We start from the raw sequence: 13,485 nt of genomic DNA, 5'->3' as shown, positions 1-13,485 counted from the left end.
GGATTCCGCGACCCCTGTGGATAACTTTGTCCACAGGGCCGCGGGACCGTTCGCCATGTGCGGTACCCATGGGGTTGCATGGGGCATGACTGACCGTCACCGGCGAGCACCGGGCACGGACAAGGGCTGTTCGGTGCGCTCACAGGAATCGGCCGTTGCGCTCACACGGATCGGGGGCGACAGACAGCATGTCTCGGATCGCCTTGTCCGCGCTCCGGCCCGGCCTTGCGCTTGTCCGCCCTCCGGCCCGGCCTTCCGCCCACCGGCCGGGCCACGAAGTGGCTCAGCCCGCCGCGGCGAGGACCAGCGGCAGGACCTGGTCCGCGCCCGCCCGGCGGAGCAGCCGGGCGGCGACGGCGAGCGTCCATCCGGAGTCGGTGCAGTCGTCCACGAGCAGGACGGGGCCCGGGGTGCGGGCCAGGGCGCCGGCCAGCTCCTCGGGGACGGCGAACGCGCCGGAGAGCGCCCGGAGGCGCTGGGCGGAATTGCTGCGGCGGGCCGCGTGCGCGCCGTCCGGTCCCGTGTACGCCAGCGTGCCGAGGAAGGGCAGCCGGCCGACGGTCGCGATCCCCTGGGCGAGGGAGCCGACCAGTTGCGGACGGGTCAGGGAGGGTACGGCGACGATGCCCACCGGCCGGGCGGAGGCGTCGGGAACGTTCGGTGCCCAGCCGCCCGAGGAGCGTGCCCAGTCGGCGAGCACGGCCACCGCGGCCCGCAGGACGTCGTCCGGGACCGGCCCGTCCGGTGCGTTCTCGGCCAGCAGCGGGCGCAGTCGGTTGCCCCAGCCGATGTCCGAGAGCCGCCCCAGGGCACGTCCGGTGGAGCACTGTTCCCCGGCCGGGATACGGCCCTTGAGTTCGATGCCCAGCGCGGGCATCCCCGTCGGCCACATGCGGCGCGGCTCGACCTCCACTCCGGGGCGGTCCAGTTCCTTCGTCGCGCCCGTCAGGGTCTCGGCCGAGACGGCCGTGTCGGCCCAGGGACCCGCGCAGTTGTCACAACGGCCGCACGGGGCCGCCCCCTCGTCGTCCAGCTGTCGGCGCAGGAACTCCATCCGGCACTGCGCCGTGCTCGCGTAGTCGCGCATGGCCTGCTGCTCGGCCGCCCGCTGCCGCGCCACCCAGGCGTAGCGCTCGCCCTCGTACACCCACTCGGCTCCGGTGGCCGTCCAGCCGCCCTTCACCCGCTTGACCGCGCCGTCGACGTCCAGGACCTTCAGCATCGACTCCAGACGGGTGCGCCGAAGATCCACCGCCGCCTCCAGGGCGGGCACGGACAGCGGCCGTCCCGCCGCGGCGAGGGCCGAGAGGGTCTGCCGGACCTGTGCCTCGGGAGGGAAGGCGGTATCGGCGAAGTAGCGCCAGATGGCCTCGTCCTCCTTGCCCGGCAGCAGCAGTACATCGGCGTGGGCCACTCCGCGGCCCGCGCGCCCCACCTGCTGGTAGTACGCGATCGGCGAGGACGGCGAGCCGAGATGGACCACGAAGCCCAGGTCCGGCTTGTCGAAGCCCATGCCCAGCGCCGACGTCGCGACCAGCGCCTTGACCCGGTTCTCCTGCAGGTCGACCTCGGCCTGCAGACGATCGGCGTTCTCCGTCCGCCCGGTGTACGAAGCGACGTGGAAGCCGCGCCGGCGCAGGAAGGCGGTGGCCTCCTCGGCCGCGGCGACGGTGAGGGTGTAGATGATCCCGGAGCCCGGCAGCTCGTCCAGGTGCTCGGCGAGCCAGGCCAGCCGGTGCGGGGCGTCCGGCAGCTGGACGACCCCCAGGCGCAGGCTCTCCCGTTCGAGCGGACCGCGCAGCACCAGGGCCTCACCGGCGCCGGTCCCCAGCTGGTCGGCGACATCCGCGGTGACCCGGGCGTTCGCCGTCGCGGTGGTGGCCAGCACCGGCACGCCGGGGGCGAGCTCGGCGAGCATGGCCCGCAGCCTGCGGTAGTCGGGCCGGAAGTCATGTCCCCAGTCGGAGATGCAGTGCGCCTCGTCCACCACCAGCAGACCGGTGGTGGCCGCGAGCCTGGGCAGCACCTGGTCGCGGAAGTCCACGGAGTTGAGGCGTTCGGGACTGACCAGGAGGACGTCGGTGTCGCCGCGCTCGACCTCCTGGTAGATGGTGTCCCACTCCTCCGGGTTGGCCGAGTTGATGGTGCGCGCCCGGATACCGGCCCGCGCCGCCGACTCGACCTGGTTGCGCATCAGCGCCAGCAGCGGCGAGACGATCACCGTGGGCCCGGAGCCGCGCCGGCGCAGCAGAGCGGTGGCGACGAAGTACACCGCCGACTTGCCCCAGCCCGTGCGCTGCACCACCAGCGCGCGTCGGCGTTCCTCCACCAGGGCCGCCACCGCCTGCCACTGGTCCTCCCGCAGCCGCGCCGGGCCCCCCGGGTCGCCGACGAGCTCGGCGAGGATGGCATCGGCTTCGGCACGGAGCTCCAGGTTGTCCATCCCCCCATGCAACCCGATGGCGAGGACAATCGGCCAATCCGCCCCGGGCGACGGCGGGGCCCTCTCCGGGGCACCGCCCGCGCGTCGGCCGTGACGGCGGGGACAGGGCGGCCGGTCGGGGCGGATGGGGTGTTTCCGCTGGTCCTCGCCGTTCGGGCGGGACGAGAGGCGTCGTCCGGGCAGGGCGTGGGCAGGGATATCAGAGTCATTCCGGCTGATTCCCGTCACCTGAGCCAATTGCTCGTTGCCGCCCGCCGGTACGCCAGGAAGAATTGGACTCGCTCCCCGCAGAGTCCCTTTCGCGGCCCGGAAGGGCTGTGCCGCGGTGTGCCCTCACTCGACCCTGCCCGCACCATGGGCGCGTATGCGAAGGGAGGATCGTGACCTTCGGATTCGCTCCGTCCGCAGCCACTTCGATGTCGGCGTCCGCCGACTCCGCCAACCGTCTCGCCAGGATGCTCGAACCGGCCGAGTGGGCCGAAGCGGGCATACCGTTGCTGCGCAGCCCCCGCGAGATCGTCAGCGGTCTGCACGCCCGCCATGGACCGGCCCCCGGAACCGCCGTGGTCGCCGTGCTCGACCATGAGGAACGAGTCACGGCCAGCGCCTCGTTCGCGCGCCGTCCCGCGGCCGCCGACGGCTGGGAGTTCCGCAACGCGCTGCTGGCGCATCTGCGCCGGGTCATTCCGCACGACCTCCGCCGCCGCACACCCGTCCGTACCGCGGTGCTCCTCTACTGCCGTGAGGGCGACGAGCGTTGGACGGAGGAGGACGGGGCGTGGATGTGGGGCCTGCGGGACGCGTGCACCCTGCACGGCCTGCGGTGCGGCGCGTACATCACGCTGACCCGGGGCGGTTGGCAGGTGCTGGGCGAGGGCCGCGGCGGGCGCCGGCCCCACTCCATGTCGCAGCCGCCCGCACTGGCCGACACCTCGCCCGCCCGGGAACAGGCTCCGCTGCGCACCGGCGGCGGTGCGGCCCACGCGCTGCGCCGCACCGCGGCCCGCTGATCCGGGGCCGCGGGCCCGGCCGCCCTTGCGGGCAGCCGGGGCACCACGGTCCGTTCCGGGGTCAGACGCCGGCGCCGAGCACCGCGTTGATCCGCTGCGGGTCCCCGCACACGATCAGCAGTGCTCCGGCGCGTTCGCGCGCCCCGGTCAGCGCCCCGGCGACGGAGTCACCGCCGTTGACGGCGACGATCACCACCGGGCGGGGCTTCAACCGGTCCGCGGCGGCGGCACCGGCGAAGAAGACATCGTCACCGGCCTCGTGGTGCGCCCAGTAGGCGGCCTCGCCGAAGGAGAGTTCGTGCGTGGCCCACGGGTGCTGTTCGCCGGTGGTGAGCACCAGGATCTCGCCCGGGGCACGACCGGAGTCGAGCAGCAGGTCCACCGCTTCGTCGGCGGCGTCGAGTGCGCCGGACGCCGAGGCGGGGATCAGCTGGATCTGCGGTGCGGAACGATTCTCCGGCCGGTCCGTCCGGGGCTGGTCGGAGCTGGGATGCGGGTGCTGCGCCGGGGGCGCGGGCCTCGCGGGGCCGGGCCCGGGACGACCGGGACGCGGCGTGGCCGCTGAACGCGGACCGGGTACGGGACGGGGGGTCGACGCGGTGCGGCCGGCGGCCGGAGTGACGCGGGGACCCTGGGCGCTCTCGTGAATCTGAGGCTCCTCGGGGATGAGAGGCATGGGTGGTCGGTCATCGAACGCCGGCGCGCGGGGCGTCGGCGGTGGCTGTATGTGCGCGATCAGAAGTCGAAGCCGAGCTGGCCCCCGCTTTCCAGTGCGGCCGCCTCGGCGGAGAAGCGGACCTTCTTGAGGTGCTGCCACCTGGGCAGCGCGTCGAGATAGGACCACGAAAGCCGGTGGTGGGGCGTCGGCCCCCGCTCCTCCAGCGCGGCCCTGTGCACGGGCGACGGGTAACCCGCGTTGGCACCGAAGGCGAAATCGGTGTACTCACCGGATTCCGCGCCCAGTTCGGCCATCATCGTGTCCCGGCGGACCTTCGCGATCACCGAGGCCGCCGCGACCGCGATACAGGACTGGTCGCCCTTGATCACGGTGCGGACCTGCCACGGCTGTCCCAGGTAGTCGTGTTTGCCGTCGAGGATCACCGCGTCCGGTCGCACCGGCAGGGCTTCGAGGGCGCGTACCGCGGCGAGGCGCAGCGCGGCCGTCATCCCGAGCTCGTCGATCTCCTGCGGGGTGGCGTCACCGAGTCCGAACGCGGTGACCCAGCGCTCCAGCAACGGCGCCAGCTCCGCACGGCGCTTGGGGCTGATCAGCTTGGAGTCGGTGAGCCCGGCGGGAGGTCTGCGGAGGCCGGTGACGGCCGCGCACACGGTGACCGGTCCCGCCCACGCTCCGCGTCCGACCTCATCGACACCGGCGACGGTCTTGGCACCGGTGGTGGCGCGTAGTGAGCGCTCGACGGTGTGCGTGGGTGGTTCGTACGGCATGGCGCCTGCCAGGGTACGCCGATGGGGGCGCGGGCAACACCCCGGGGGCCGGTCGGCCGTCCCGGACCCGTCCAAGGCTCCGCGCCCCGCGGGCGACCCGAGCGGACCGGTCAGTACGGGTCGTACGGATCGCTCTCGTCACCGTCGCGGTCGGTGCCGCCGGTGCCCGTGCGCGAACCGTCGCAGGACCCTGCCCGGAGGTCCGGAGTCCGCTTCCGCAGTATGTCCCGGGCCCTCGACTCGCCCCAGCTGGTGGCGTACCAGGGTGCGTCGTCGGAGCGCAGCGACCGTTCGATGTCCCGGAGGGCGCAGGAGCGCAGCGGCTCGGGCAGGGTGTCCAGGGCGGGGACGGCGTCGGCCGACAGCCCGCGCAGGTAGTCGATGTCGATCGAGTGGTGGTCCCGGTACCGCTGGACGTTCTGCTCCGCGATGAGCCCGTCGGGCGAGACCAGCCCGAACGCGAGGACGCCGACGGCCGCGCTCGCCGCCACGGCACGCGGCAGCATGCGGGCGCCGAACACCCCGGCGGCCATGATCAGGACGAGCACCACACCCAGCCAGAGCTCCACCGCGGCCACGGATATCCGCAGCCGGGTCAGGCCGTACGCGTCGACGTAGAGGTCCATCCGCCGCAGCGCGGAGGCCACGACGATCAGAGTGAGCAGGCACAGCACGCCGAGCACGGCCCGTACGAGGGTGCGGTCGCTTCCCCGCCCGCGAGGGGCCCAGCGCAGGGCGAGCGCGATCACCAGCAGGGTGAGCACCGTGGCCCAGAGGAGCTGCCAGAAGCCCTGCCGGGCGTACGCGGAGTAGCTGAGGTCGGTCGTGGCCATCACCTTGTCGTATCCACCGAGCAGCACGGTGAGCTGGACGGCGATGAAGACGGCGAACAGCGCGTTCAGCACGATGAGCGGCAGGGCCCACTCCAGCCGCCCGCGCGCCTTCCCCCGGCGGACGGTGATGCCGTCCCAGCGCACGGGGGCGGCCGCGGCGTACGCGGCGGCGAGCGCGCCGACCAGGCCGACGGCGAAGAGGAGGAAGCGCCACGGGCTGTCGCCGACCGACACGTCGGGCATCAGGCTGCCGAGCACGTCGGCGAAGGCGGCGTCGGCGCTCGCGAACAGCGCGCCGAACACGATGAGCAGGACGACCGCCACCGCGACGCTGCGGAGCACGACGCCCAGCCGGCCGCGGGAGCCCTCCATCCGTGCGCGTACGCCCCTTCCGCCCCAGGCCAGACCGTCGGCCATGGAGCTGAAGAGGCCCAGCGAGCCCAGGAACACCCCGAGCCAGCTGCGGTTGCCGTGCAGGGCGAGCGAGCCGAGCCCGACAGCGGAGACGATGGCCAGGAAGACGGGCCATCCGGCGTCCCGAAGGGCCGGGACGGCGAGCAGCGCCAGCCCGCCGACCGCCCAGAAGGCCGTCCACGGGCGGAGGCGGCGACCGGCCGTACGGGCGGCGAAGAAGGCTCCGAGCGTCGCGGGAACGGCGACGATCAGCGCGTTCAGGCCGAGACCGTCGCCCAGCAGCAAGGCGCTCAGCACCGCCGTGGCGGCGACGCAGCCGAGTGTCGCTCCGCCGATGGCGGCGGGCGCGGCCGGGCGGAGCGTGGAGAGCGCGGACGGCTGCGGGCTGACCCGCCCCCAGGGATCGGGCTGTTGCCCCTGCCGCTGCGCGTACACCGGCACTCTCGGCGGCTCGGGAGCGGTGTCGTGCGGCTCCGGCTGCGGAGCCTTGGACAACGCGTCCGGCTCGGACGTTCCGGCTCTTCCCGACGGCTCGGTGGCGTCGGCCGGCCGGGGCGATTCTGGTGTGTGATCGGACATGGGACCCCTCCCCTACCGAGGTCCGCGCACACCGCCCGCTGGGCAGCGGCTCGGGCACCCCGGCGTCTCATTTCGGCGCACGCCCGTCTGGATGATCATCAGCGGCGGCGTGGCCGAAAGAGTAGTCTCCCCGCGCTGTTCGGGACGGTGCGGGAAGGAGCTGTGGCAGTACCGTGACAGTCCGGGCGGCCGGTCGGCGCTCCGCCCCGCCGTCGCCCCGGATACCGGAGCGCTCAGCGGCCCTGGCGCGGGAGCCAGTCCGGCAGTTCCTCCGTGCGCGCCGTCCAGTGGGCCGGTGGTGCGCCCGCCTTGTCCGCCGCGACGATCCCGCCGACGATCGCGCAGGTCGTGTCGACGTCCCCGCCCGCCTGGGCGGTCGCCCAGAATGCCTGCTCGAAATCGCCGAGGCCGCGCGCGGCCGACCAGAGTGCGAAGGGGACGGTGTCGTGCGCGCTGGTGCGCCGGCCGTTGCCGAGGACCGCCGCGACCGTCCCCGCGTCGTCGTAGTCGAGCATGTCGCGTGCCCGGCGCAGTCCGGCGCCGACGGCGCTGCGCGGCACGAGCGCGATGACGCCGTCGAGCAGTTCCGCCGGGGTGGGCGGGCCGGTCGGCGCCGCCGCCAGTGCGGCGGCCGCCGCGACGGCCATCGCGCCCACCACCGCCTCGCGGTGCTGGTGCGTGGTGTACGAGGAGATCTCGGCCTGGTGGGTGGCCTGCTCCGGGTCGTCGGCGTACCAGGCGCCGAGCAGTGCGATGCGCATTGCCGAGCCGTTGCCCCAGGAGCCCTGGCCGTTGAAGAGGGCGGATGCCAGCTCCCGCCAGTCGGCGCCCTCCCGGACCAGCCTGAGCAGCCGGTTCACGGCCGGGCCGTATCCCCGGTCGAAGTCGTGGTGGTCGGCGAAGGACCGGGCGAGCGCGTCCTGGTCGATCCGCTCGTGCTCCGCCAGTACGGCCAGGACCGAGCACGCCATCTCGGTGTCGTCCGTCCACTGCCAGGGATCCGGCGGAAGTTCTCGCTGTTTCAGCAGGGGATAGTTGGCGGGCACGAAGAACTGGGAGCCCAGCGCGTCTCCCACGGAGAGCCCGCGCAGGCTGGAAAGGGCTCGTTCGAAACGTTGGCCGGAGGCCGGGTCGGCGGTTGTCATCGCCCCTCCACTCTATCCGGTGATGCCGTACGGCTCGGGTGTGCGCCAGCGGTCGAACGGCCGGTCAAGGGTGTAGCGCCCGTCCTCCCCCAGGGTCAGCGTCCGGATCTCCCCGTTGCCCGGATTGGACAGCGACTCGAACTCTGCGACCGACCAGTGGAACCAGCGCATGCAGAACAAACGCATGGTCAGGCCATGGGTGACCAGGAGGACGTTCTGCGGGTGATCGGGGGACTCGAAGCTGCGGTACAGGCTCTCCAGGAAGGCTCCGACCCGGTCGTACACATCGGCTCCGGACTCCCCCTGCGCGAAGCGGTAGAAGAAGTGGCCGTACGCGTCCCGGTAGGCCTTCTGAAGCCGCACGTCGTCGCGGTCCTGCCAGTTTCCCCAGTCCTGCTCCCTCAGGCGCGGCTCCTCCCGCACCCGTACCCGCTCCAGGTCCAGGCCGAGGGACCTGAATGTCTCGTGGGTGCGGCGGTAGGGCGAGACGTACACGCTGACCCGCTCGCCGTCGAACAGCTCGCGCAGCCGCCCGCCCGCCTCCCTGGCCTGCCTCAGCCCTTTCGCGGTGAGCCTCAGCGCGTGGTCGGGTTCACGTTCGTACACCGTGTCGTCGGCGTTGCCCTCGGACTCCCCGTGCCGGACGAGGACAATGCGTTGCGGTCGTGCCATGTATCGACCCTAAGGGCTCATTCGAGCAGATGTCCGGCGTCCATCCGCCGTATGTCGCCGGTGAAGCGGCGGCGCAGCGACCGGTCGTGCGAGACCACGACCAGCGCTCCCGGCCAGTGGGCCAGTGCTTCCTCCAGATCCTGGACGAGTCCCAGCGCCAGGTGGTTCGCGGGTTCGTCGAGCAGCAGCAGATCCGCGGGCCGGGCCAGGAGGCGGGCGAGGGCGAGCCGTCTGCGCTGTCCGGCCGAGAGCGAGCCGACCGGCACCCGGAGGTCGGGAGTGCGGAACAGCCCGTAGGAGAGCAGCAGTTCCGCCTGCTCGTCATCGGTCAGTGGCAGTCCACGACCGAAGGCCGTGAGCACGGACTCCACCGGGCGGTGCACCGGGATCTCCTGCGCGAGGTAGCCGATGGCACCCCGCCGGACCACCCGGCCCGCGTCCGGTTCGAGCACCCCCGCCATGACGCGGAGCAGGGTGGACTTGCCCGCCCCGTTGCCACCGTGGATCAGCAGCCTGTCGGCCGCCGCCACGGAGAGCCGGCCGACCGTGAGTCTGCCGCCGACCCGGAGGTCCGTCAGGGACACCAGCTCTCCCCCGGTCGCGCCGACCGTGGGCAGGGCGGTGAAGCGCAGCGGGTCGGGCGGTCTGAGGACGGGCCGCGCCCTCAGCCGCTCCAGCCGCTTGCGCGCGTTGCGGACCCGGCCGGACACGGAGGCCTGGACCCGGCCCGCGGCCCGGTCGTACGCCATTTTGTTGTTGTCCTTGATGGCGCGGCCGGCGGCGACGCCATGGGCGGTGGTCGCGGTGCACTCCTCCAGCCGACCGGTCTCCTCGCACCACTGGGCGTAGGACTGCTCCCAGCGCTGCCGGGCGGCCTGCCGCTCGGCGCGGAACCCCGCGTAGCCGTCGCCGTGGCGCACGACGGCGCGCCGGTCGGTGTCGACCTCCAGGACCGCGGTGGCGACCCGCTCAAGGAAGATCCGGTCGTGGGACACGGCGATCACCGTGCCGGGATGGGAGCGCAGTTCGCTCTCCAGCCAGTCGAGCGCGGCCTCGTCCAGGTGGTTGGTGGGCTCGTCGAGCAGCATCACCTCGGGGCGTGCCGCGATCAGACAGGCGAGACCCAGCCTCGCCTGCTCGCCGCCGGAGAGACTGCCCAGTTTCCTGACGGGCTCCACGTGTGCGAGGCCGAGGCCGTGCATCGCCTTGTCGACGCGTGCGTCCGCTTCGTATCCCCCGCGCAGCTCGAACTCCGTGAGCAGGTCTCCGTAGGCGGCCAGGGCGGCGTCGTCGGCCGTGCCGAGCTCCGCCTCCGCCGTCCTCAGCTTCCGCTCGGTGGCGCGTATGTCCGCGAGCGCGTCGTCGATCGTGTCCTGGACCGTGCTCACGGGCGGGAGCACCGGAGTCTGGGACAGCAGGCCGGTGCCGCCGTCGGCGGCTGTGAACACGCTGCCGGAATCGGGCCGTTCGAGCCCCGCGAGGAGCCGGAGCAGGGTCGTCTTTCCCGCGCCGTTCTCCCCGACGACGCCGATCCGTTCGCCCGGACGCACGGTCAGCGAGACATCGTCGAGCAAGAGCCGGTCGCCGCGGGACACGGTCACACCGCGCAGCGAGATCTGGGTGGACAAGGGCACCTCCGACCTAATGCAATCGTTGTGGCATTAGGTCGAGCATGGCACACTGGAATCCCCTAACGCAACAGGAGTAGCAATTGAATGGACAGGGAACCACCCCGGAGACCGATCCGCCCACGCCCGCGTTCGCCCCTGGCACCCGCCGTCCGGGCGGCAGGACCGCGCGGACCCGTGCCGCGGTCCGTGACGCCGTCCTCACCGGCCTGGCCGAGCACGGCTATCCGGACCTCACCGTCGAATACGTCGCGGAGCACTCCGGCGTCCACAAGACGACCCTCTACCGCCGCTGGGGAAACCTCGAAGGACTCCTCGTGGACGCCCTGGACCTGGCCGGGGAGGACAGCTGGGCCCCGCCGGACACCGGAAGCCTGGAAGGAGATCTGCGCGCCCTGGCGCACACGACGGCCGCCTCGTTCGAGGACCCCGCAGCCGCCGCCGCACCGACCGCGTTCATCGCCGCGGCCTTCCAGTCCGAGCGTGCCGCCGAGGCGCTGAACGCCTTCTACGCGGAGCGGTTCGCCCGCTGCGGAGCCATCGTCGAGCGCGCCGTCTCCCGGCACGAGCTGGACGGGCGCACGGACGCGGGAGCACTCGTCAGGGCCGTGGTCGCGCCGCTGTTCCTCAGACTCTTCATCACCCGCGAGCCGGTCGACGGGGCGCTGGTCGACCAGTCGGCCGACGCGGCACTGGCGGCCGCCCGCGCCGGGGTCTTCACCACCCGGGCAGAGTCCGCCTGATGGGCCGCCAGGAGCTCACGCGGCCCGCCGTCCCGGCCCGGCCGCTCAGACAGGGCCGGTCACACCGTCCACGACGGTTCCAGCTGCACGACGTCCCCCGCCAGCTCCGCCACGTCCTCCTCGGTCTGCGCCCGCTGCGTCAGCCGCTCGACGCTCCCCGCGCGGTACTTGCCTCGCTCGGCGCTCGACTGCCACATCGACAGCACGAGGAACTCCTGTCCCGGCGCCTCCCCGAACACCCCGCGCAGCATGCCGGGAGACCCGGCCATCGCCGGATTCCACACCCGCTCCTGCATCAGCGCGAAGTGCTCCACCCGGTCCTCACGCACCTTGCTGTGTGCCACCCGGACCACATCCGCGTCGGTGAAGCGCGGTTCGAAGCCGGTCTTCACGTCGAAGCGGTGCTCGAAGAGCTTGACCTGGACGCCGCTGTACGTCCCGGACTGCTCGGCGGCCAGGCCGTCGTGCGCCCGCGCCATGAACGAGTCGTAGAAGACGCGGTTCTCCCAGAAGGCGAAGACGTGCGCCACGTCCGGATGCCCTCGGCTCCACCCGCCGCCCTGTCCCCTGAATCCGGGCTCGCCGAGCAGCCCCGCCCACTTCCGCTGCCCCCGCTCGAACCCTCGACGGTCGACCACGGTGCAACGAATCCACTTGACCAGCACCGCGCCATCGTACGGTGCCGGGCACGGCGGGGGTCACGCCCGGGACGGAGTCGGCCCGAAGTGGCCGCCGCCGACCGCAGAATGACCTCCATGACCTCGCTGCACAACAATCCCCTGTTCGCCCGGCTCGAATCCGCGGAACGCATCCTCGTCGCGGGCGCCGGCGGCGGCTTCGACGTCTACGCGGGGCTCCCTCTCGCGCTCTCCCTCTTCCACCAGGGCAAACACGTACAGCTCGCCAATCTGTCGTTCAGCGCCCTCGAAGGGCTTCCCGCCGACTCCTGGCTCGCGCCGGACGTCGCCGTCATCACTCCCGAAACGGCCCTCCACCAGGCCTACTTCCCGGAGCGGACACTCGCCCAGTGGCTCCGTCTGCACGACTACCCGAGCACGGTCCACGCCTTCTCCCGGGTGGGCGTGCAACCGCTGCGCGCCGCCTACCGGGCGTTGATCGAGAAGTACGGCATCGATGCGGTCGTCCTGGTCGACGGCGGCACGGACATCCTGATGCGCGGCGACGAGACCGGGCTCGGCACACCGGAGGAGGATCTGGCCAGCGTCGCCGCGCTCGCCGCCCTCGACGTACCGGAACGCCTCGTCGTCTCCATAGGTTTCGGCATCGACGCGTATCACGGCGTGAGCCACGGGCTCGTCCTGGAGAACATCGCCGCGCTCGAACGCGACGGTTCGTGTGTCGGCGCGTTCTCGGTGTCCCGTACGACGCGGGAGGGCGCGCTCTTCGTCGATGCCGTGGCACACGCCCAGCACCACACGCCCGATCATCCCAGCATCGTGAACGGGTCGATAGCGGCCGCCGTCCAAGGGTCCTTCGGAGACGTCCAGTTCACCTCGCGCACCCGTGGCAGCGAATTGTTCATCAACCCTCTGATGACGCTCTGCTTCGTCTTCGAGCTGGAGGGCGTGGCCCGCAACTGCCTCTATCTCGACCGCATCGAGGACACCCATCTCATCCGTCAGGTCAGCAGCGCCATCGAGCTCTTCCGGGACGAGGTCCGCCAACGACCGCCGCGCCGCATACCGCACTGATCCGAAGCGGCCACGGGGCCGTTCCGGCCGACCGCGGCGGACCGGTGGCCCGAATCCGTCGCCGAATCCCGGACCGGTTGGATCCGCGGTCGGTTGCCGACATGATCGGGGGATGTCAACGGCCCGACGGCCCAGCGGAAAGCCAGGGAGGCAAGTCCGATGAGCACGCCCAACAAGGACCTCGACAAGGTCGAGGTCCGTCTCAAATGGGATCCCAGCCCTACGGGAGCACCGGCCCATGACCTCGACATCATCGCGGCGACCTATCTCGCCGAAGCACCGTACGGCAGCCCCGCGTACCTCGTGCACTTCGACAGCCGCTCGCCGGACGGCACCATCACCCTCGACCGCGACAGCAGGACCGGCCAGGGCTTCGGGTTCGACGAGGTGATGACCCTCGAACTGGACCGGCTGTCCACCGCGTACACCCGGGTCGTCGTCGGGGTCGCCATCCAGCAGCGCGACGGCCGCAAGACCTTCGCCGAAATAGCGAACACCGGTGTCCAGATCCGGGAGGGCTATACGAACCTGGCGGAGGACGACTTCGCCTCGGTCGGCGCCGCCACCGCGGCGACCGTGGCCGAATTCGTCCGGAGCTCCGCCGGGGTCTGGGAGTTCCACGACACGGTCCGGGGCTTCGACGGCGACCCCGATTCGTTCGCCGCGACGATGGGAAGCCGCCCGCCCGGCAGGTGACCGGGGCACCCTACGCGGTGGCGTCCGGGCGGAGCGGGAACGCGGGGACCCAGAAATGCGGGGACGGGGATGCGGGGACGCGCCCGTCCCGGCCTCGCACCGTCGTCCGAGCGCTTCGAGGGTGCGCCCGCACGCGCGGGCCCCGGGCCGGCGCGGCAAGTCGT

At 72.4% G+C, this 13,485-nt stretch carries 12 protein-coding genes; 4 read left to right on the top strand and 8 right to left on the bottom strand.

The window, feature by feature from the left end; genetic code table 11:
* Positions 1-283: 283 nt before the first annotated feature.
* On the bottom strand, positions 284-2,443 hold the full coding sequence (locus ACFVFH_RS15940; protein ID WP_383768229.1) for a RecQ family ATP-dependent DNA helicase: 2,160 nt from the start codon (positions 2,441-2,443) through the stop codon (positions 284-286).
* 380 nt (positions 2,444-2,823) lie between these two features.
* Between ACFVFH_RS15940 and ACFVFH_RS15935 the strand changes: the two genes are divergently transcribed.
* Positions 2,824-3,453 (top strand): hypothetical protein, encoded by a 630-nt coding sequence (locus ACFVFH_RS15935; RefSeq protein WP_383768226.1) that lies wholly within the window; start codon positions 2,824-2,826, stop codon positions 3,451-3,453.
* A 61-nt stretch (positions 3,454-3,514) separates the two neighbouring features.
* On the opposite strand, the gene ACFVFH_RS15930 is transcribed toward ACFVFH_RS15935, so the two are convergent.
* From ACFVFH_RS15930 to ACFVFH_RS15905, 6 genes are all read right to left on the bottom strand, one after another.
* Entirely contained in the window at positions 3,515-4,129 is a 615-nt protein-coding gene (locus ACFVFH_RS15930) for a hypothetical protein (protein ID WP_383768223.1), read from the bottom strand.
* Positions 4,130-4,188: 59 nt separating this feature from the next.
* Positions 4,189-4,899 carry a ribonuclease HII gene (locus tag ACFVFH_RS15925; RefSeq protein ID WP_383768220.1) on the bottom strand — a complete coding sequence of 237 codons (711 nt, stop codon included), beginning with the start codon at positions 4,897-4,899 and terminating at the stop codon, positions 4,189-4,191.
* Between the two features lie 110 nt (positions 4,900-5,009).
* Positions 5,010-6,725 carry a DUF4153 domain-containing protein gene (locus tag ACFVFH_RS15920; RefSeq protein ID WP_383768217.1) on the bottom strand — a complete coding sequence of 572 codons (1,716 nt, stop codon included), beginning with the start codon at positions 6,723-6,725 and terminating at the stop codon, positions 5,010-5,012.
* A gap of 233 nt (positions 6,726-6,958) precedes the next feature.
* Complete coding sequence (locus ACFVFH_RS15915; protein WP_383768214.1) at positions 6,959-7,870, bottom strand: ADP-ribosylglycohydrolase family protein; 912 nt, start codon at positions 7,868-7,870, stop codon at positions 6,959-6,961.
* Positions 7,871-7,882: 12 nt separating this feature from the next.
* Positions 7,883-8,542 carry a histidine phosphatase family protein gene (locus ACFVFH_RS15910; RefSeq protein ID WP_383768211.1) on the bottom strand — a complete coding sequence of 220 codons (660 nt, stop codon included), beginning with the start codon at positions 8,540-8,542 and terminating at the stop codon, positions 7,883-7,885.
* A gap of 17 nt (positions 8,543-8,559) precedes the next feature.
* The gene (locus ACFVFH_RS15905) at positions 8,560-10,170 is read right to left on the bottom strand and encodes an ABC-F family ATP-binding cassette domain-containing protein (protein WP_383768208.1); all 1,611 of its coding nucleotides are present in this window, start codon (positions 10,168-10,170) and stop codon (positions 8,560-8,562) included.
* Between the two features lie 83 nt (positions 10,171-10,253).
* Between ACFVFH_RS15905 and ACFVFH_RS15900 the strand changes: the two genes are divergently transcribed.
* Positions 10,254-10,913 (top strand): TetR/AcrR family transcriptional regulator C-terminal ligand-binding domain-containing protein, encoded by a 660-nt coding sequence (locus tag ACFVFH_RS15900; RefSeq protein ID WP_383768205.1) that lies wholly within the window; start codon positions 10,254-10,256, stop codon positions 10,911-10,913.
* A 59-nt stretch (positions 10,914-10,972) separates the two neighbouring features.
* On the opposite strand, the gene ACFVFH_RS15895 is transcribed toward ACFVFH_RS15900, so the two are convergent.
* Positions 10,973-11,578 carry a YdbC family protein gene (locus ACFVFH_RS15895; RefSeq protein ID WP_383768202.1) on the bottom strand — a complete coding sequence of 202 codons (606 nt, stop codon included), beginning with the start codon at positions 11,576-11,578 and terminating at the stop codon, positions 10,973-10,975.
* Between the two features lie 90 nt (positions 11,579-11,668).
* Here ACFVFH_RS15895 and ACFVFH_RS15890 point away from each other — a divergent pair, with 90 nt between their 5' ends.
* The gene (locus tag ACFVFH_RS15890; RefSeq protein ID WP_383768199.1) at positions 11,669-12,625 is read left to right on the top strand and encodes a DUF1152 domain-containing protein; all 957 of its coding nucleotides are present in this window, start codon (positions 11,669-11,671) and stop codon (positions 12,623-12,625) included.
* 159 nt (positions 12,626-12,784) lie between these two features.
* Positions 12,785-13,321, top strand: a complete 537-nt coding sequence (locus ACFVFH_RS15885) for a TerD family protein (protein ID WP_383768196.1) — start codon at positions 12,785-12,787, stop codon at positions 13,319-13,321.
* The last annotated feature ends 164 nt before the right edge of the window (positions 13,322-13,485 follow it).

This window comes from Streptomyces sp. NPDC057697, from assembly GCF_042799335.1.
Lineage (GTDB): Bacteria > Actinomycetota > Actinomycetes > Streptomycetales > Streptomycetaceae > Streptomyces.
This window is presented reverse-complemented; position numbering and strand designations above follow the sequence as displayed.